This window comes from Kitasatospora sp. NBC_00374 (assembly GCF_041434935.1).
Classification (GTDB): Bacteria; Actinomycetota; Actinomycetes; order Streptomycetales; family Streptomycetaceae; genus Kitasatospora.
Genome location: NZ_CP107964.1, coordinates 5,487,529 through 5,506,985 on the forward strand (window position 1 = coordinate 5,487,529; position 19,457 = coordinate 5,506,985).

A 19,457-nucleotide genomic window follows, 5' to 3' on the forward strand; every position below is an offset into this window, starting at 1 on the left:
ATTAGCAGCAGGCGCGCCGGTCCGCAGTGACCGTTCCGCAGTACCCGAATGCGGAGCGACCACCAGCGTCCAGACCCGCGCGCAGACCTCTCGCACCCGCGAGGGGTCTTTTGTTTTGCCCCGGACCGGCCGGAGCCCCCACAAGGGGCCGAGGGACACCGGGTGCGCGCGGGATGCTGGACAGTGGAGCCGGGTCCCTACCGGCAACAGCAGTAACTCCATCGAACGGAGAACCCAGGGCCATGACCGAGGCCAGCAACAGCCGCCCCAACGACAGTTTCCACGTCTTCGACACCACGCTGCGCGACGGCGCCCAGCGCGAGGGCATCAACCTCACGGTGGCGGACAAGCTGACGATCGCCCGGCACCTGGACGAGTTCGGCGTCGGCTTCATCGAGGGCGGCTGGCCGGGCGCCAACCCCCGCGACACCGAGTTCTTCGCCCGCGCCGCCGCCGAACTCGACCTCAAGCACGCCAGCCTGGTCGCGTTCGGCGCCACCCGCCGGGCCGGCGGCAAGGCCGCCGAGGACCCCCAGCTCGCGGCCCTGGTCAACTCCGGCGCCCCGGTGATCACCCTGGTCGCGAAGTCGCACGACCGGCACGTCGAGCTCGCCCTGCGCACCACCCTCGACGAGAACCTGGAGATGGTGCGCGACAGCGTCGAGTTCCTGCGCGCCCAGGGCCGGCGGGTGTTCATCGACTGCGAGCACTTCTTCGACGGGTACAAGGCCAACCCCGAGTACGCCCTCGCCGTGGTCCGCACCGCCCACCAGGCCGGCGCGGACGTCGTCGTCCTGTGCGACACCAACGGCGGCATGCTGCCCGCCGGCGTCCGCGACACCGTCGCCGAGGTGCTCGCCCGGACCGGCGCCCGGCTCGGTATCCACGCGCAGGACGACACCGGCTGCGCCGTCGCCAACACCCTGGCCGCGGTCGACGCCGGGGCCACCCACGTCCAGTGCACCGCCAACGGCTACGGCGAGCGGGTCGGCAACGCCAACCTCTTCCCGGTGGTCGGCGCGCTGGAGATCAAGTACGACCTCCGGGTGCTGCCCGAGGGCCGGCTGGCCGAGATGACCCGCATCTCGCACGCCATCGCCGAGGTGGTCAACCTGGCACCCTCGACCCACCAGCCCTACGTCGGCTTCTCGGCCTTCGCGCACAAGGCCGGGCTGCACGCCTCCGCGATCAAGGTCGACCCGGACCTGTACCAGCACATCGCCCCCGAACTCGTGGGCAACACCATGCGGATGCTGGTCTCCGACATGGCCGGCCGGGCCTCGATCGAGCTCAAGGGCAAGGAACTCGGCTACGACCTCTCCGCCGACCGCGACCTGGTCGGCCGGGTGGTGGCCAAGGTGAAGGAGCAGGAGAACCTCGGCTACACGTACGAGGCCGCCGACGCGTCCTTCGAACTGCTGCTGCGCGACGAGGTGCGGGGCAGCCGGCAGCGCTTCTTCTCACTGGAGTCCTGGCGGACCATCAGCGAGCAGGGGCCGGAGGGCCGCGCGGGCAACGAGGCCACCGTGAAGATCTGGGCCAAGGGCGAGCGCAGGGTCGCCACCGGCGAGGGCAACGGCCCGGTGGACGCGCTCGACAAGGCGCTGCGGGCGGCCCTGGAACGGATCTACCCGCAGCTGGCCAAGCTGGAGCTGGTCGACTACAAGGTCCGCATCCTGGAGGGCCAGCACGGCACCGGTTCCAAGACCCGGGTCCTGATCGAGTCGACCGACGGCACCGCCACCTGGTCCACGGTCGGGGTCGCCGACAACGTGATCGCCGCCTCCTGGCTGGCACTTGACGACGCGTACACCTACGGCCTGATCCACGCCGGGGTGGACCCCGCGGAGAGCTGACCGCGGGCGGCCGCGCCGGGGCCCGTGGACCGACAGGTCCGCGGGCCCCTTGCCGTCACCGGCGGCGGGCGTCTAGCGGAGTCTGGCCAGGAGGGCGTGTTCGACGAGGGTGATCAGGGCGCTCTTGGCGCTGTCGCGGCGGCGGGCGTCGAGGGCGATGATCGGGGTGTCGGGGCCGAGCTGGAGTGCTTCGCGGACTTCTTCGGGGGTGTGGGGCTGGTGTCCTTCGAAGCCGTTGAGGCCGACGACGAAGGGGAGGCCGCTGTTCTCGAAGTAGTCGAGTGCGGGGAAGCAGTCGGCGAGGCGGCGGGTGTCGACGAGGACGACGGCGCCGATGGCGCCGCGGACGAGGTCGTCCCACATGAACCAGAAGCGGTCCTGGCCGGGGGTGCCGAAGAGGTAGAGGATCAGGTCTTCGTCGAGGGTGATTCGGCCGAAGTCCATGGCGACGGTGGTGGTCGTCTTGCCCGCGGTGTGGGTGAGGTCGTCGATGCCGGCGGAGGCCGAGGTCATGACGGCTTCGGTGCGCAGCGGGTTGATCTCGGAGACGGCCCCGACGAGGGTGGTCTTGCCCACACCGAAGCCGCCCGCGACGACGATCTTCGCCGAGGTGGTGGCGCGGCTGGGGGCGGCCGCGTTAGAGCTTGCGAAGTCCACTGAGGACCCTTTCGAGCAGCGTGACGTCGGGCTGGTTGCCGGATTCGCCGCCGGCAGCGGGCTGGTGGATGGTCACGAGACCGGCTTCGGCCAGGTCGGCGACGAGGATCCGCGCCACCCCCAAGGGGATGGTGAGCAGGGCGGAGACCTCGGCGATGGACTTGACCTCGGTGCACAGGGAGCAGATCCGCTGGTGCTCCGGAAGCAGCCCGGCCAGCCGGGCCGGCTCGACGCTGGCGGAGACCAGGGCCTCCAGCGCGAGCTCGTAGCGGGGCCGGGTACGGCCACCGGTCATCGCGAACGGGCGGATCAGCGGGCCGGCGTCCTGGCCGTCGTCGTCGTGCTGCCCGAAGTCCTCCTGGTACCGGGCCTCGTCCCGTTCGGGGAAGGCCTCGGGCCCCGGGTAGCCCTGGTAGCCGTCCTCGGGCCGGGCGTACTGCCCGGGCTCGCGGTACGGCTGCTGCGGCTCCTGGTAGGGCTGCTGGCCGTACTGCTGCTGGGCGGCCGGCTGGGGTGGTGCGAAGTACTGCTGCTGCTGCGGCGGGTACTGGTGCCCGTGGCCGACGCCGGGGGCTCCGAAGGCGTCATGGCCGGTGCCGGGGTACGGAACGCCGTACTGGCCGCTGCGGTCGTCGGGCGGTGTCACGGTTCCTCTCCTCACAGGGTGCGGCGGTGCGGTGCTGGCCCGGAACAGCTGCGCCCCGAGCCGGTGGTGCGAAGGCCGTACAACGCCCGAACCCGGGTCCTTCACGGACACCGGAGGCGGTGGGCCAACGGTGTCCGGGAGGGACCCGGGACGGGCAATGAGGTCTTTCGAATACCAGGACGGTATCCGACGAACCGTCAGTGCAGGAGACTGCCCTGGAGTTCCGCGCGCAGCGCGGGGGTGAGGACGGCTCCGGCGCGGTCGACGAGGAGGGCCATTTCGTAGCCCACGAGACCGATGTCGGAGTCGGGGGAGGCCAGGACGGCGAGCGAGGAGCCGTCGCTGACGGCCATCAGGAACAGGAAGCCGCGCTCCATCTCGACGACGGTCTGGTTGACGTCGCCGCCCTCGAAGATCCGGCTGGCGCCGGAGGTCAGCGAGGTGAGGCCGGACGCGACGGCGGCGAGCTGGTCTGCGCGGTCGCGCGGGAAGCCCTCGGACATGGCCAACAGAAGACCGTCTGCGGAGACCACCACCGTGTGCGACACCCCGGGGGTGTTGTCCACGAAATTGGTGATCAGCCAGTTCAGGTTCTGTGCGGCCTGGCTCATCTGACTCAACTCAACGCTCCTGGTGGTTCGAGCCGCCGAAGAGATCGGTGCTGCTGTTCTGCTGTCCGTTGCCGGACCGGCCCTGCTGGGAAATTTCCTGGGGATCGATCCGGAAGCTGCCGGTGGCACCCGGGTCACCGCCGGCACTGCGGCCCTGCTCCACGCCGCGGCGCAGGTTGGTCAGGCGGCCGCGGACCTCCTCCGGACTGCGGGAGACCTGCGGGCCTTCCTGCGGAGTCGGCTTGGCGTTGCCGGCGACCAGGTTCTGCTTGGGAACCCGGCGCGGCAGGCCGGAGGGAGTGGTGCCGCCGGCGGCGGGCTCGCGGAGCTGCTCCGCGCGCTGCCAGTCGCCGTCGTTGGCCGACTCCCACGTGGTGGGCGAACTGGTGGGACCGGTCGGGCCGTAGCCGCCGAGCGCCGACACCTGGTGGCCGCGCTGCTCGGACTCCGAGCCGCTCTCCCTGGCCCCGGCGAACCAGTTCGGCTTGTCGCCGCCCTGGCCGGTGCCCTGGTCTCCGAAGACCGGAGCCGAACCGCCGGCCAGCTGCTGGCCGGGACGGCGCTGCGGCAGGCCCGAGCCGAGCGTCCCGCCACCGGCGGGCGGAAGGGCCGTAGGCGGCTCCTCCTGACCGTACGGGTGCCCGGCAGCGGCCTCGGAGGCCCCGCCGTAGGGCTGGTAGCCCTGGTCGTACTGCTGGCCGCCGTAGCCGTCCTGCGGGTACGAGGAGTCGGCGTACTGCTCACGGCCGTACTGGTCCTGGTAGCCGCCGTCGGCGAACTGCTGGTCCTGGCCGTAGGCCTCGCCCTGGTAGCCGGCGCCCTGGTACTGCGGGTCCTGGTACTGGCCGCCCTGGTACTGCGGGTCCTGGTACTGGTTGTCCGCGTACTCCGGGTACTCGCCGTAGCCGTCCTGGGCGTACTGCTGACCGTTGGCGAACTGCTCCTGGCCGTACGGGTCCTGCTGCGGGCGGCCGTAGCCGTCGCCGTACGGGGGCTCGACCAGCTCGGCCTCGACCGGCTCGCCGTCACCGTCGCCGGGACCGACCTCCAGGGCCGCCAGGCGGCGCTGCTCGAGGCGCTGAGAGCGCTGCATGGACTCCAGCGCGGGGCTGAAGCCACCGTCCTGCCCGTGGCCGGTCAGGTGGTCGTCGAAGCCCAGCTCGGCGGCGCTGCGGGCCTGGCCGACCTGGTCCCAGTTCTGGGTGCTCGGCTCCTGCTCGGCGAAGATCCGGGAGACCGTGAACTCCTCCTCCGGCTCCGGCGGGGCGTTGAACTGGGTCAGTGCCTGCGGGAGCATCACCAGCGAGGTGGTGCCGGCGGACTCGCCGGACGGGCGGAGCTGGACCCGGATGTCGTGGCGCTGCGAGAGGCGGCCGACCACGAACAGGCCCATGCGGCGGGAGATGGTGGCGTCGACCGTGGGCGGCTCGGCCAGCTTCTCGTTGATCTCCGCGAAGTCCTCGGCGGTGAGGCCGATGCCCTTGTCGTGGATCTCCACCAGCACCCGGCCGTCCGGCAGGCGGGTGGCGTTGACCAGCACCCGGGTCTGCGGGCTGGAGAACGAGGTGGCGTTCTCCAGCAGCTCGGCGAGCAGGTGGACGAGGTCGGTCACGGCGGGGCCGACGACCTCGGCCTCGGGGATGCCGGCCAGCTCGATGCGCTCGTACTGCTCCACCTCGGAGGAGGCGGCGCGCAGCACGTCGACCAGCGGCACGGGGGTGTTCCAGCGGCGGCCGGGCTCCTCGCCCGCGAGGACGAGGAGGTTCTCGCCGTTACGGCGCATACGGGTCGCGAGGTGGTCCAGCTTGAAGAGGTTCTCCAGCTGGTCCGGGTCGGCCTCGTTGTTCTCCAGGTCGGTGATCAGCGCCAGCTGGCGCTGGATCAGGCTCTGGCTGCGGCGCGACAGGTTGGAGAAGATCGCGTTCAGGTTGCCTCGGAGCAGGGCCTGCTCGGCGGCGAGCGAGACCGCCTGGGCGTGGACCTGGTCGAAGGCGCGGGCGACCTCGCCGATCTCGTCCTTGCCCCACAGCGGGATCGCGGCGACGGAGGTGTCCACCCGGTCCGGGTCGGTCTTGGAGAGCTTCTCGACCAGGTCCGGCAGACGGTGGTTGGCGATCTCCAGCGCGGCGCTGTTGAGGACGCGCATACCGAGGATCATCGAGCGGGCGATGAAGCCGGTGAGCAGACCGGCCAGCGCGAGGGCCGCGATCACGATCGCCGAGTTGAGGATGGCGTCGGTCTGCGCGCGGGACTTGATGTTCGCGGCGCCGGCGACGACCTGGTCGAGGAGCGCGACTTCGGTGGCGCGCAGGGCGCTGATGTGGCCGTTGGTGGCCTGCATCCAGTTCTCGGGGGTCAGACCCTCGTCCTTGGCGGCCTGGAAGGTCGCCGCGGCCTGCTCCTTGCCCTTGGCCTCGCCCGCCGCCGCGGCCGCCGAGTAGGCCATGCCGATGTTCAGCAGGCCCTGGACGGTCGGGATGGCCTGGCCACCGGGCATCCGGCGCGGCGTGCGCAGGTCGGCGGCGGCCTGGTTGACCAGGGCGTCGGCGAAGACCTTGGCGTCCGCGGAGGTGCTGCCGGTGATGAACTCGCTGATCGCGGTCTGCTCCAGCTTGGCGGAGACCAGCAGGGTCTGGATCAGCTCGATGTTCTCGTACTTGGTGACCGTGCCGGTGCCGATGCCGACCAGCAGGTTGAGCATCAGCACGCGCTGGGTGGAGGCCGAGGCCTTGGCCAGCGACATGGCGTAGATCGAGCGGCCGCGGCTGGTCTCGCTGGAGCTGCCGAAGCCGACGGAGTTGTCGATGGCCAGCAGCGGCGCGAACATGATCGAGTACGCGCCCTGGGTGGCGGTCGCGAAGAGTTCCTTCTTGTAGGCGTTGTCCCGCAGGTGCGGGAGGTCCGCCACGAGCTGCTGGAAGGCCTCGTTGCGCCGGGCCAGCGTCTGGTCGTCCTTGACCTTGGCGAAGGCGGAGTTGTACGCCGCCAGCGCCTGGTCGGTCAGGCCCCGGTACTTCTTGACCGTGCCCTCGGTGTCGTTGCCGATGATGAGCGGCGCGGCGGTGAGGTCGCGCTCGTTCTCCAGGGCGTCGGCGAGCTGGGTCGCGGCCCGGGCGAGGGCCGCGGTCTTCAGCGCGCGGTCGGCCTTGACCCAGTCGTCGAACGAGGTGTTGACGCGCAGACCGCCGAAGACCAGGCCGATGATGACCGGGATCAGCAGAATCGCGACGAGTCGCGTCGGCACCCGCCAGTTCAGCGGGGACAGGAACTCGTAACGGCCGGAGCTCGTCCGGCGGTCGTCCGGACCGGGGCTCTTCGCACTCGAACCGGCCTGCTGCGAAGCACCGCCGCCGATGACGACGGCCGGGCCGCTGCCCGGACGCTCCTCGGTCGGGGTGAACGCGGAGAACCCGGAGGGGGGCACCTGGCCGCCGCTTCCGCCCGGCTCGTTTCGACCGGGCTCGGAGCGCTGCGGGGTGACTGGCTGCTTACGCCTCACTCGACAACAACCTCTCGACCGACTGGCGGCCATGGATCAATCCAGCGGCTTCCCCCGGTGGCCGCAGCCCGCTGTGGGTGGAACTGCCAAGGGTGACTACGGGGTAGCTGGAATTTCAGCACGTGCAGGGATGGGGGACAAACAGCTCTCCGTACCCGGTCAGGCACGAGCAATTCGGACATTCATGGGCAGTCAGTAGCAAAACGCAAGGTCATCCGCGCATATTGAATCGGATACATCACCCTGTGTCACTAGTGATCTCCAAATGCCTACCGAACTGTTATGGACAACTGCGCCCGTGCCCGCCTCCGCCGGGAGGGCGGAAGGCGGGCACGTGCCGAACCTCACTCACGAGAGGCCCGGCGATCAGCGGAGTCTGGCCAGGAGGGCGTGTTCGACGAGGGTGATCAGGGCGCTCTTGGCGCTGTCGCGGCGGCGGGCGTCGAGGGCGATGATCGGGGTGTCGGGGCCGAGCTGGAGTGCTTCGCGGACTTCTTCGGGGGTGTGGGGCTGGTGTCCTTCGAAGCCGTTGAGGCCGACGACGAAGGGGAGGCCGCTGTTCTCGAAGTAGTCGAGTGCGGGGAAGCAGTCGGCGAGGCGGCGGGTGTCGACGAGGACGACGGCGCCGATGGCGCCGCGGACGAGGTCGTCCCACATGAACCAGAAGCGGTCCTGGCCGGGGGTGCCGAAGAGGTAGAGGATCAGGTCTTCGTCGAGGGTGATTCGGCCGAAGTCCATGGCGACGGTGGTGGTCGTCTTGCCCGCGGTGTGGGTGAGGTCGTCGATGCCGGCGGAGGCCGAGGTCATGACGGCTTCGGTGCGCAGCGGGTTGATCTCGGAGACGGCCCCGACGAGGGTGGTCTTGCCCACACCGAAGCCGCCCGCGACGACGATCTTCGCCGAGGTGGTGGCGCGGCTGGGGGCGGCCGCGTTAGAGCTTGCGAAGTCCACTGAGGACCCTTTCGAGCAGCGTGACGTCAGGCGTACCGCCCGACTCGCCCGCAGCGGCGGGCTGGTGGATGGCGACCAGGCCGGCTTCGGCCAGGTCTGCGACAAGGATCCGGGCAACCCCGAGCGGCACCCCGGCCAGGGCGGAGATCTCCGCGACCGACTTGACCTCGCGGCACAGGCCCACGATCCGGGCGTGCTCCGGCAGCAGCCCGCCGGTCCGCTCGGCCGCGCTGGTGGTCGAGATCAGTGCCTCGATCGCCAGCTGGTAGCGGGGCCTGGTGCGGCCACCGGTCATCGCGTACGGGCGGACCAGCGGCTGCTGCTCGTAGCCGTCGGACTGCTGGCCACCGTAGCCACCGCCGGCCTGCTGGCCGCCGTAGCCACTGCCGTACCCGCTGCCGTACGAGCCGGCGGGTGTCGGGGGCGGGGTCATGAGTCCTCCTTGTGCTGCAGCCGTCGCTGGCGGCTGTCAGCCGGCACGGGCCGGCTGAGGCGGGGTCAGCCGCCTTTCGGCGGCCGGGGTTTGGGCGCCGGGCCCCGGACGGGCGGCCCGGCGCAGGGGCGCGGTTGACTACCTCAATGCAGGAGACTGCCCTGGAGTTCCGCGCGCAGCGCGGGGGTGAGGACGGCTCCGGCGCGGTCGACGAGGAGGGCCATTTCGTAGCCCACGAGACCGATGTCGGAGTCGGGGGAGGCCAGGACGGCGAGCGAGGAGCCGTCGCTGATGGCCATCAGGAACAGGAAGCCGCGCTCCATCTCGACGACGGTCTGGTTGACGTCGCCGCCCTCGAAGATCCGGCTGGCGCCGGAGGTCAGCGAGGTGAGGCCGGACGCGACGGCGGCGAGCTGGTCTGCGCGGTCGCGCGGGAAGCCCTCGGACATGGCCAACAGAAGACCGTCTGCGGAGACCACCACCGTGTGCGACACCCCGGGGGTGTTGTCCACGAAATTGGTGATCAGCCAGTTCAGGTTCTGTGCGGCCTGGCTCATCTGACTCAACTCAACGCTCCTGGTGCTCGGGGCCGAAGCCAAAGGTGCCATCGGCGTTGCGCTGCCCGTCGTGACCGGGACGGTTGCCGCGTGCGGCGCCGCCGAAGCCGTCGAAGCCCTGCTGGGCCTGGCCGGCACCGGGGTTGGTGCCGGTACCCGCCTGCCGGCCCTGCTGGATGCCGCGGCGCAGGTTGGTCAGCCGGCCGCGCACCTCGTCGGGGCTCCGGGAGACCTGCGGGCCGGTCAGCGGCGAAGCCTCCGCCGTGCCCGACACCAGGTTGGCCTGCGGGGTGCGGCGCGGGAGCCCCGAGGTGGTCAGCCCACCGGTGGAGGGCTCACGCAGCTGCTCGGCCCGCCGCCACCGCTCGTCGTTGGCGGACGGCCGCCACGGGGCCTCGCCCTGGACGGGTGCCTGCGGCTGACCCTGGGCCGGCCGCTGGGCCGCCTGCTCGGGACCACCCTGCGGGGCCTGGCGCTGCTGCGGAGCCGGCTGCGGCCGACCCTGCGGAGCCTGGCCCTGGTGCGGGCGGCCCTGCGGGGCGATCCCGGGGGCGGTGGTGCCGGGGCGCTGCGGCTGGTAGCCACCGGCGCGGCCACCCTCGGCGGCGTCCTCGGGACGGAACCACTGGGTGTCGTCGCCGGGGCCGGTCGGCAGGGCCATCGGCTGCGGACGCTCGGCGCCCGCCGGGCGCTGCGGACGCTGACCGCCCGGCTGCCCGTTCTGCTGCGGCGCGAACGGCTGCTGGGGCACCTGGCCCTGCGGGCCCTGACCGGCCGGGCCGGGAACGCTGGGCAGCACCGGCTCGACCAGACCGAGACCCAGCGGGTCGCGCGGGTCGATGTCGCTGGCCTCGAAGCGGGGCCGGGCGAACTGGGCGGTGCTCTCCGAGTCGCTCTCGGCGGACGGCTGCGGCTGCTCCTGGCGGCCCTGGGGGGCCTGCGGACGGCGCGGGGCGAGCCCGCCGCGGGCGGCGTCGCCGCCCGGGAGCGGTCCGCGCTGCGGCCGGCCGCCGGCCTGGTCGCCGGCCGGCGCCTGGTCGGCCCGGCCGTGCTGCGGACGCTCGCCGAACAGGTTGGCGTTCTCCGGGCGCTCGGCCCCGGCCCGCGGCTGCGGGCGCTCGGGCGCGGGCCGCCGGCCGGGCTGGCCCTCCTGCGGACGCGGAGCCTGACCCCGGCGGGGCATGCCGCCCGGCGCACCGGCACCGGCACCGGGCGCACCCGGGGCACCGGAGGCACCGGGCACGCGGCGCGGCGGCAGGTCGGCGGACTGGCCGCCGCCCTGCGGAGCCGGGCCGCCCTGGAGCGCCTGGCCGACCTCACGGGTCGGCAGGCCGCCGGCGCGGTTGCCGGGACCACCCGACGGCTGACCGCCGCCGAACAGCCCGCCACCGGCCTGCTGGCCGCCCTGCTGGCCGCCCTGGGGGCCGCCGGACTTCGGCGCGCCGAGCTGCGGGCGGCCGGTCGGGGCGGAGCCCGGACCCTGGCCCAGCGCGGCGGTCTGCCGTCCGGCCAGTGCCTCGGCCGCACCGGGGCGACCCTGCTGGCGCGGGGTCGGACCGGCGCCGCGCTGCGGCTTGCCACCGGGGCCGGCCGGGCCGCCGGGACGGCCGCCCCGGCGGTCGGCGGAGTTGGTGACGTCGATCGGGAGCATGACCAGCGCGGTGGTGCCACCGGAGTCGCTGGGGCGGAGCTGGATCCGGATGCCGTGTCGCAGGGACAGGCGGCCGACCACGAACAGACCCATGCGGCGGGAGACCGAGACGTCCACCACGGGCGGGCTGGCCAGACGCTCGTTGATGTCCGCGAGGTCGTCCGGGCTGAGGCCGATGCCGGTGTCGTGGATCTCGACCAGCACCCGGCCGTCCGGCAGGGCGTGGCCGGTGACCCGGACCCGGGTCTGCGGGCTGGAGAACGAGGTGGCGTTCTCCAGCAGCTCGGCGAGCAGGTGGACGAGGTCGTTGACGACGCGGCCGGCGACCTCGGTGGACGGTACGGCGGCGAGCTCGATGCGCTCGTACTGCTCCACCTCGGAGGCTGCGGCGCGGAGCACGTCGACCAGCGGGACGGGGCGGGTCCAGCGGCGGCCCGGGTCCTCGCCCGCGAGGACGAGGAGGTTTTCGCCGTTACGGCGCATACGGGTCGCGAGGTGGTCCAGCTTGAAGAGGCTGGCCAGCTGGTCCGGGTCCGCCTCGCGGCTCTCCAGCTCGGAGATCAGCGACAGCTGGCGCTGGATGAGGCCCTGGCTGCGGCGCGAGAGGTTGGTGAACATCGCGTTGATGTTGCCTCGCAGCAGCGCCTGCTCGGCGGCGAGTCGGACGGCCTCGCGGTGCACCATGTCGAACGCGTGCGCCACGTGGCCGATCTCGTCCGCGGAGTCGACGCCGACCGGCTCGACGGTGACGTCGACGTCCTGCGGGTCGCTCTCCGAGAGGGTCTTGACCAGCTCGGGCAGCCGCCGCTCGGCGACGTCCTCGGCCGCGGTCTGCAGACGGGTCAGCGAGCGCACCATCGAGCGGGCCATCAGGGCCGCGCCGGCGATGGCGACGATGAGCACGATCGCGACCAGCGCCGCGTTGACCAGGGCCTCGGTGTCGGCGTCGGACTGCAGGGCCTGGGCCTTGCCGTCCAGGTCCTCGACCAGCGAGGTCTCGATGTTCTTCTCCGCCGTGATCTTGGCGGAGGCGGCGTCGTACCAGTCCTTGTAGGTCCGGCTCTCGGCCTGCTGGATGCCGTTCGGGTTGAGCACCGCCTTGGTGAAGCGGTCGGAGTCGGCGATCAGCTGGTTGTAGCTCATCTGCGCGCGCTTCGCGCGGGCCTCGCCCTCGCCGTAGATGGCGGTGAAGTTGGCGAGCGCGTTGTCCTCGCCGCCCTGCAGGCGGATGCCGAAGGTCTCGTCCGAGGTGCTCAGGTCGGGCTGGCCGGGGCGGGCCAGCGCCGCGCTGATCAGTGCGCGCTGCATGGAGGTCGACTCCTTGGCCAGCGAGAACTGGCGCAGCGCACGGGTGATCTTGATCAACTCGGTGCTGTTCGAGGTGATCGCGAGGTCCTGGATGATGTCGATCAGGTCCTTGATCATCACGTCGTAGCTCGTGATGGTGGCCTGAATGTTGTCCGCGCTGCGGTACGCACTCGTCCGGGCCGCGGTCAGCTGGTTGAGGTCCTTGCGGACCTGCAGCAGCAGCGTCTTGCCACCGGCGAGGTCGAGCTCGTCGAACTTGTCGGCGCTGGCGTTGAACGCCTTGCTCAGCGCGTCGCTGGTCTTCCGGGCCTCGACCACGTCGGGGTCGGTCGCGTCGCCCAGCTTCGCGGTGAGCGGGCCGGCGCTGACGTCGCGCTCGGTCTGCAGGGCGTTGGCCAGGGCCGTCGCCTTACGGGCCAGGTCCGCCAGGTCCTTCATCTGTGCCAGCTGCCGGGAGTTCTCCAGCGAGGTCTGCACCCGGAGGCCGCCGAGCACCAGCGCGACCATCACGGGGAGCAGCAGCAGGGCGATCAGACGCGTCCGGATACGCCAGTTGCGCATGGCGAACCGGCTGATGCCGGTGGCCCGGCGGCGGTTCAGCGTTCCGCGCAGCCTGGATCGGCGGCTCTGCTTGTCGGCGTGCTCGGCGCTGTCCGCGCCGGCGGTGTCACCGGGATCTGGCTCGGAGCCGCCGGAGACCAACCGGTCGGCGGCAGCGCCGGTCATCGGTGCTGCCTGGTGGGAGCCTGACATGGGCTCGCGCTGCTCCGGGTCACCCGCGGCGCCGCTGCCCCTCTTGAAACGTCCCTGCACTGGCGTCGCAACCTCTGGACCGGGCGCCCCTCCCGCGAGTGGCGGGATAGGGCGGTGTCGAGTTTTTCCGTGGCATTCCAGCACAGCACGGGAAGTCCAACAAGGGGCGTTACCCGTCGGTGTCCTGAGCTACCCAGTGCGTGCACCGCCTCACGGACTGTGCGGTAGGGGTGCCGGAATACGGCCCTTTTCGGACACTTGCCGGATGCATGCCAAGTGGGCTGCGGATCCGTCGGAGTGTCAGAGGTCCCAAAATGTCCGAGATATCCCCTATGTCGATGATTTCTACTCGCCGGAAATAACCGAGATCGCGGCAATTTTCCCGGGAAAAGTGAGCAAAGTCACACCGCTATGTGTAGCTTTGGTCACGGCGGCTGTGAAAGGAGATCCTTAACCTTGCTCCGGCGGGCACACGGTGGTGTGCCGCTGTGATTCAGCCTGCCCATCCCGAGGCCCGCCCAAAAGCCCCGACCCCTGCGGGTCGGCCGCGACCGAGCGGGCCGACCCATGATCCCGAGGTGTGACGCAATGCCCGAGCCGACGAAGGCTTCGAAGTCCACGCTCAACTGCCGCCCCACGGCCAACCCGCGTCGGACGAGCCTGGCTTCCGTCGAGGACTTCGGCCAGCTGCCCGGCTTCCTCGCCTCGAAGGAGCCCCGCGAGTACGCCGTCGAGCTGCCCGACAGCACGGCCAACCCGCGCCGCACCAAGCTGATGGTCGCCCCGGCCCCGCGCATCCCGCTGGACTGATCCTCAACTCCCGACAGGGGCGCCGACCGCACACGCGGCCGGCGCCCCTGTCGTCTGTCCGGCGGCCTGCCGGGCGGGTCGCCGGCCGCCGGCCCGTCGGCGGTTCGCCCGGCCTCGGAGCGCCCCCGCCCGCCGTGAGCCGGTGGGCGACGGCCCACGCGATAGCCTGGGGACGATCGAGCGGGGCCCCGATCCGCGGGCTCCGCCAGCGTCCGGGCGCCCCGGCGGCCGACGAACCGAGAGGTTGCTGGGCAGTGCGCATTGCCAGGTTCTCCGTCCGGGAAGGAAGCCCTGCCGCCGGCAGCGTCTCCTTCGGTGTGGTCGAGGGCGATCCCTCGAAGCCCGACTCGCTGGTGCTGCACGCGCTGGCCGGGCACCCGTTCGGGGCTCCCCAGCCGACCGGTGAGAGCTACCGCTTCCAGGACGTGCGGCTGCTGGCCCCGATGCTCCCCAGCAAGATCGTCGCGGTCGGCCGCAACTACGCGGCGCACGCGGCCGAGCTGGGCAACCAGGTCCCGGACGTCCCGCTGACCTTCTTCAAGCCCTCCACCTCGGTGATCGGCCCGACCGAGGCCATCGCGTACCCGCCGTTCTCCTCGGACGTCCAGCACGAGGCCGAGCTGGCCGTGGTGATCGGCCGGATGTGCCGCGAGGTCCCGGTCGACCGGGTGCCCGAGGTGGTCTTCGGCTACACCTGCGCCAACGACGTGACCGCCCGCGACGTCCAGCAGCGCGAGGGCCAGTGGGCCCGGGCCAAGGGCTTCGACACCGCCTGCCCGCTGGGCCCGTGGATCGAGACCGACCTGGACCCGTCCGACCTCGCGGTGACCTGCACGGTCAACGGCGAACTCCGCCAGGCGGGCCGGACCTCCCTGATGGTCCGTCCGGTCGCCGAGCTGATCGCGCACATCTCCGAAGCGATGACCCTGCTCCCGGGCGACGTCATCCTCACCGGCACCCCCGCGGGTGTCGGCCCCATCGGCGTCGGCGACGAGGTCGCCGTCACCATCGAAGGTATCGGCACTCTCGCCAACAAGGTCATCTCCCGTGATTGAGGCTGTAAGCGTGGCTAACTCTGAGCTGGACCCGACCGTCCGGGTCCGCTTCTGTCCCTCCCCGACCGGCAACCCGCACGTCGGCCTGGTCCGTACCGCCCTCTTCAACTGGGCCTTCGCCCGCCACCACGGCGGCACGCTGGTCTTCCGGATCGAGGACACCGACGCGGCCCGCGACTCCGAGGACTCCTACAACCAGCTGCTCGACGCCATGCGCTGGCTCGGCTTCGACTGGGACGAGGGCCCCGAGATCGGCGGCCCGCACGCGCCGTACCGCCAGTCGCAGCGGATGGACATCTACGCGGACGTCGCCCGCCGCCTCAAGGAGGCCGGCCACGCGTACGAGTGCTACTGCTCCACGGAGGAGCTGGACGCCCGCCGCGAGGCCGCCCGGGCCGCCGGCCGGCCCAGCGGCTACGACGGCCACTGCCGCGCGCTGACCGCCGACCAGGTCGAGGTCTACCGGCAGGAGGGCCGGCAGCCGATCGTCCGGTTCCGGATGCCCGACCACACCCTGACCTTCGACGACCTGGTCCGCGGCCCGGTCAGCTTCGACCCGAAGGACGTCCCGGACTTCGGCATCGTCCGGGCCAACGGCGCGCCGCTGTACACCCTGGTCAACCCGGTCGACGACGCGCTGATGGAGATCACCCACGTCCTGCGCGGCGAGGACCTGCTCTCCTCCACCCCGCGTCAGATCGCCCTGTACGCGGCGCTCGCCGAGATCGGCGTCGGCAACGGCACCACCCCGCGGTTCGGCCACCTGCCGTACGTGATGGGCGAGGGCAACAAGAAGCTCTCCAAGCGTGACCCGCAGGCCTCGCTCAACCTGTACCGCGAGCGCGGCTTCCTGCCCGAGGGCCTGCTGAACTACCTTGCGCTGCTCGGCTGGTCGCTCTCCGCGGACGACGACCACTTCTCGATGGACCAGCTGGTCGCGGCCTTCGACATCGCCGACGTCAACGCCAACCCGGCCCGCTTCGACCTCAAGAAGTGCGAGGCGATCAACGCCCGCCACGTGCGCGAGCTGGCGCCCGAGGAGTTCGTCCGCCGCCTGGTGCCGTACCTGCAGGCCCCCGGTCTGCTGCCGGCCGAGCCGGGCGCCGGGCAGCTGGAGCTGCTGGCCGCGGTGGCGCCGCTCACCCAGGAGCGGATGGTCGTGCTGAGCGAGATCGTCGCGATGGCCGGCTTCCTGTTCGTCGACCCGGCCGACTTCGCGGTCGACCCCGACGACGCGGCCAAGGCGCTGACCGCCGACTCCCGCGCGGTCCTGGAGGCCAGCATCAAGGCGCTGGAGGAGCTCGGGGACTTCACCCCGGAGCCGATCCAGGCGGTGCTGCGCGAGGCACTGGTGGACGGGCTGGGCATCAAGCCCAAGTTCGCCTTCACCCCGCTGCGGGTGGCCGTCACCGGCCGGCGGATCTCCCCGCCGCTCTTCGAGTCGATGGAGCTGCTCGGCCGGGCCGAGACGCTCCGCCGGCTGACCGCCGCCCTGGAGCTCGTACCGGCCTCCTGAGCCCGTCCGGGGCGCCTGCGGGTCTGGTGCGCTGACCAGGCCCGCAGGCGCCCACGGCCCTGCCTGCGGTTATCGATTTTGGAGCGGGGCCACGCGTCGGGTAATGTTCTTTCTGCGCCGCCCGGGCAGGGAGGCGCGAAGCACCGAGGAAGGCCCCGCAGGGGTTGAACTCTGGTGGGGTATGGTGTAATTGGCAGCACGACTGATTCTGGTTCAGTTAGTCTAGGTTCGAGTCCTGGTACCCCAGCGCAGTACAGTGGTTCCGCAGTACAGGCCCCCGTTGTGTAGCGGCCTAGCACGCCGCCCTCTCAAGGCGGTAGCGCCGGTTCGAATCCGGTCGGGGGTACGCAATGCAAATTGCCAACTGAATACAGTAATGAGTATGCCCCCGTTGTGTAGCGGCCTAGCACGCTGCCCTCTCACGGCAGTAGCGCCGGTTCGAATCCGGTCGGGGGTACTCAGCACCAGTGATGGTGCGGGCCCCCGTTGTGTAGCGGCCTAGCACGCTGCCCTCTCACGGCAGTAGCGCCGGTTCGAATCCGGTCGGGGGTACTTTTGGGGTATGGTGTAATTGGCAGCACGAGTGATTCTGGTTCATTTAGTCTAGGTTCGAGTCCTGGTACCCCAGCCAGAAATACCAGCACCACCCGAAGAAAGCTCCGGTAGATCCGGGGCTTTTTTGTTTTTCTCGGCGGTCGGCGGTCAGTGGCCGTCGGTGGTCGGTTCGGAGAACGGCTGGGGCCGCCCCGCGGAGTGCGGGGCGGCCCCAGCCGTCTGCGTTCCTGTTCAGCCGCGACGCAGGGCCTCGGTGAGGCGGTTCGCGGCCTCGATGATGGCCTGGGCGTGCAGCCGGCCCGGGTGGCGGGTCAGGCGCTCGATCGGGCCGGAGACCGAGACGGAGGCCACCACGCGGTTGGAGGGGCCGCGCACCGGGGCCGAGACGGAGGCCACACCGGGCTCGCGTTCGCCGATCGACTGGGCCCAGCCGCGCCGCCGTACGCCGCTCAGCGCGGTGGCGGTGAACCGCGCGCCCTGCAGGCCGCGGTGGAGCCGCTCGGGCTCCTCCCAGGCGAGCAGGACCTGTGCGGCGGAACCGGCCTTCATCGGCAGCGTGGAGCCGACCGGCACGGTGTCGCGCAGGCCGGAGAGCCGCTCAGCGGCGGCCACGCAGATCCGCATCTCGCCCTGGCGGCGGTAGAGCTGGGCGCTCTCGCCGGTGACGTCGCGCAGGTGCGTGAGCACCGGGCCGGCGGCGGCGAGCAGGCGGTCCTCGCCGGCCGCGGCGGAGAGTTCGGAGAGCCGGGGGCCGAGGATGAACCGGCCCTGCATGTCCCTGGTGACCAGGCGGTGGTGTTCGAGTGCGACGGCGAGTCGGTGGGCGGTGGGCCGCGCCAGACCGGTGGCGGCGACCAGCCCCGCCAACGTGGCGGGGCCCGACTCCAGTGCGCTGAGCACCAGAGCGGCCTTGTCGAGAACGCCGACGCCGCTAGTGTTGTCCATGTCTCGATACTGCAGTCTCAGTACGCGAGACGCAAGTTCAATCTTGCGAGAAAAGCGCCACTCTGGATGGAGCAGCCCGGGAGACACCCAGGATGGACCCTCACCAAGGTGTCCACATCCTGGACACGATCCGGCGTGCAGGTCGCCTGCGGCGAGCCTCACCAGGGTGGCTCGGGAAGAGACCTCGAAGACACGAGAAGGCCGGCAATGCGGCCGGCTGGAGGGAAAGCGATGGGACGGACACTGGCGGAGAAGGTCTGGGACGACCACGTCGTCCGGCGCGCCGAGGGCGAGCCCGACCTGCTCTACATCGATCTGCACCTGCTGCACGAGGTGACCAGCCCGCAGGCCTTCGACGGGCTCCGACTGGCCGGCCGCGCCGTCCGCCGGACCGATCTCACGATCGCGACCGAGGACCACAACACCCCGACCCTGGACATCGACAAGCCGATCGCCGACCCGGTCTCCCGGATCCAGCTGGAGACGCTGCGCCGCAACGCCGCGGAGTTCGGCGTGCGCATCCACTCGCTGGGCGACATCGAGCAGGGCGTGGTCCACGTGGTCGGCCCGCAGCTGGGCCTGACCCAGCCGGGCACCACCGTCGTCTGCGGCGACTCGCACACCTCCACCCACGGCGCGTTCGGTGCGCTGGCCTTCGGCATCGGCACCAGCCAGGTCGAGCACGTGCTGGCCACCCAGACGCTGCCGCTGGCCCCGTTCAGGACCATGGCGATCACGGTCGAGGGCGAGCTGCCCGAGGGCGTCACCGCCAAGGACCTGATCCTGGCCATCATCACGAAGATCGGTACCGGCGGCGGCCAGGGCTACGTCCTGGAGTACCGCGGTTCGGCGATCCGCAGCCTCTCCATGGAGGCTCGGATGACGATCTGCAATATGTCGATCGAGGCGGGCGCCCGGGCCGGCATGATCGCCCCGGACCGGACCACCTTCGACTACCTCCAGGGCCGTCCGCACGCCCCCCAGGGCGAGGACTGGGACGCCGCGGTCGCGTACTGGGAGACCCTGGCCACCGACGAGGACGCGGTCTTCGACCACGAGATCTTCATCGACGCCACCGAGCTCACCCCGTTCGTCACCTGGGGCACCAACCCCGGCCAGGGCGCGCCGCTGGGCGCCAACGTGCCGGACCCGGCCTCCTTCGAGGACCCGCAGGAGCGGGTCGCCGCGGAGAACGCGCTGACGTACATGGGCCTGACGGCCGGTACGCCGCTGCGCGAGGTCACGGTGGACGCCGTGTTCGTCGGCTCCTGCACCAACGGCCGCATTGAGGACCTGCGGGCCGCGGCCGCCATCGTGGAGGGCCGCACCATCGCCGAGGGCGTGCGGATGCTGGTGGTCCCGGGCTCGGTGCGGGTCGCGCTGCAGGCCGTCGAGGAGGGCCTGGACAAGGTCTTCACCGCCGCCGGCGCCGAATGGCGGCACGCGGGCTGCTCGATGTGCCTGGGCATGAACCCGGACCAGCTGGCCCCCGGGGAGCGCTGCGCCTCCACCTCGAACCGCAACTTCGAGGGCCGCCAGGGCAAGGGCGGCCGCACCCACCTGGTGTCCCCGCAGGTCGCCGCCGCGACCGCCCTGCTGGGCCGGCTGGCCGCGCCCGCCGACCTGTCGTCCGACGTCGCCGTGGAGGTCTGAG

Annotated in this window: 14 protein-coding genes and 5 tRNA genes; 10 read left to right on the plus strand and 9 right to left on the minus strand. The window is 71.5% G+C overall.

The window, feature by feature from the left end; all coding sequences use genetic code 11:
• Window positions 1-242: 242 nt before the first annotated feature.
• The gene (cimA, locus tag OG871_RS24630; protein ID WP_371499344.1) at window positions 243-1,856 is read left to right on the plus strand and encodes a citramalate synthase; all 1,614 of its coding nucleotides are present in this window, start codon (window positions 243-245) and stop codon (window positions 1,854-1,856) included.
• A 72-nt stretch (window positions 1,857-1,928) separates the two neighbouring features.
• Here the strand turns inward: cimA and OG871_RS24635 are convergent, their stop codons facing one another.
• The 8 genes from OG871_RS24635 to OG871_RS24670 form a co-directional block, all read right to left on the minus strand.
• Complete coding sequence (locus OG871_RS24635) at window positions 1,929-2,513, minus strand: ATP/GTP-binding protein (protein ID WP_033823131.1); 585 nt, start codon at window positions 2,511-2,513, stop codon at window positions 1,929-1,931.
• Window positions 2,494-3,159: a DUF742 domain-containing protein gene (locus OG871_RS24640; RefSeq protein ID WP_371499346.1), complete on the minus strand. Its 666-nt coding sequence runs from the start codon at window positions 3,157-3,159 to the stop codon at window positions 2,494-2,496. Before OG871_RS24640 ends, OG871_RS24635 begins: the two co-directional genes overlap by 20 nt.
• Window positions 3,160-3,356: 197 nt before the next feature.
• Window positions 3,357-3,770: a roadblock/LC7 domain-containing protein gene (locus OG871_RS24645; protein WP_035797811.1), complete on the minus strand. Its 414-nt coding sequence runs from the start codon at window positions 3,768-3,770 to the stop codon at window positions 3,357-3,359.
• Window positions 3,771-3,780: 10 nt separating this feature from the next.
• On the minus strand, window positions 3,781-7,194 hold the full coding sequence (locus OG871_RS24650; protein WP_371499348.1) for a nitrate- and nitrite sensing domain-containing protein: 3,414 nt from the start codon (window positions 7,192-7,194) through the stop codon (window positions 3,781-3,783).
• Window positions 7,195-7,635: 441 nt separating this feature from the next.
• Window positions 7,636-8,220, minus strand: coding sequence for an ATP/GTP-binding protein (locus tag OG871_RS24655; RefSeq protein WP_033823131.1), 585 nt, complete (start codon window positions 8,218-8,220; stop codon window positions 7,636-7,638).
• Window positions 8,201-8,653, minus strand: coding sequence for a DUF742 domain-containing protein (locus OG871_RS24660; protein WP_371499350.1), 453 nt, complete (start codon window positions 8,651-8,653; stop codon window positions 8,201-8,203). The genes OG871_RS24655 and OG871_RS24660 overlap by 20 nt, the downstream gene beginning before the upstream one ends.
• A 143-nt stretch (window positions 8,654-8,796) precedes the next feature.
• Window positions 8,797-9,210, minus strand: coding sequence for a roadblock/LC7 domain-containing protein (locus tag OG871_RS24665; RefSeq protein ID WP_184942492.1), 414 nt, complete (start codon window positions 9,208-9,210; stop codon window positions 8,797-8,799).
• A gap of 10 nt (window positions 9,211-9,220) precedes the next feature.
• Window positions 9,221-12,895: a nitrate- and nitrite sensing domain-containing protein gene (locus OG871_RS24670; RefSeq protein ID WP_371499352.1), complete on the minus strand. Its 3,675-nt coding sequence runs from the start codon at window positions 12,893-12,895 to the stop codon at window positions 9,221-9,223.
• A 615-nt stretch (window positions 12,896-13,510) separates the two neighbouring features.
• On the opposite strand from OG871_RS24670, the gene OG871_RS24675 reads away from it, so the two are divergent.
• The 8 genes from OG871_RS24675 (at window position 13,511) to OG871_RS24710 (ending at window position 16,934) form a co-directional block, all read left to right on the plus strand.
• The gene (locus OG871_RS24675) at window positions 13,511-13,732 is read left to right on the plus strand and encodes a hypothetical protein (RefSeq protein ID WP_371499354.1); all 222 of its coding nucleotides are present in this window, start codon (window positions 13,511-13,513) and stop codon (window positions 13,730-13,732) included.
• A gap of 254 nt (window positions 13,733-13,986) precedes the next feature.
• On the plus strand, window positions 13,987-14,787 hold the full coding sequence (locus tag OG871_RS24680) for a fumarylacetoacetate hydrolase family protein (RefSeq protein WP_371499356.1): 801 nt from the start codon (window positions 13,987-13,989) through the stop codon (window positions 14,785-14,787).
• 10 nt (window positions 14,788-14,797) lie between these two features.
• Window positions 14,798-16,303 (plus strand): glutamate--tRNA ligase, encoded by a 1,506-nt coding sequence (gltX, locus tag OG871_RS24685; RefSeq protein WP_371499358.1) that lies wholly within the window; start codon window positions 14,798-14,800, stop codon window positions 16,301-16,303.
• Between the two features lie 175 nt (window positions 16,304-16,478).
• Window positions 16,479-16,550: transfer RNA gene (locus OG871_RS24690), tRNA-Gln, on the plus strand.
• A gap of 26 nt (window positions 16,551-16,576) precedes the next feature.
• A tRNA-Glu gene (locus tag OG871_RS24695) sits at window positions 16,577-16,649 on the plus strand.
• 38 nt (window positions 16,650-16,687) lie between these two features.
• Window positions 16,688-16,760 (plus strand) — tRNA-Glu (locus OG871_RS24700).
• A 22-nt stretch (window positions 16,761-16,782) separates the two neighbouring features.
• Window positions 16,783-16,855 (plus strand) — tRNA-Glu (locus tag OG871_RS24705).
• A 4-nt stretch (window positions 16,856-16,859) separates the two neighbouring features.
• Window positions 16,860-16,934: transfer RNA gene (locus tag OG871_RS24710), tRNA-Gln, on the plus strand.
• Window positions 16,935-17,089: 155 nt separating this feature from the next.
• On the opposite strand, the gene OG871_RS24715 is transcribed toward OG871_RS24710, so the two are convergent.
• Complete coding sequence (locus tag OG871_RS24715; protein WP_033823066.1) at window positions 17,090-17,803, minus strand: IclR family transcriptional regulator; 714 nt, start codon at window positions 17,801-17,803, stop codon at window positions 17,090-17,092.
• Between the two features lie 231 nt (window positions 17,804-18,034).
• On the opposite strand from OG871_RS24715, the gene leuC reads away from it, so the two are divergent.
• Window positions 18,035-19,456 (plus strand): 3-isopropylmalate dehydratase large subunit, encoded by a 1,422-nt coding sequence (leuC, locus tag OG871_RS24720; RefSeq protein WP_371499361.1) that lies wholly within the window; start codon window positions 18,035-18,037, stop codon window positions 19,454-19,456.
• The last annotated feature ends 1 nt before the right edge of the window (window position 19,457 follow it).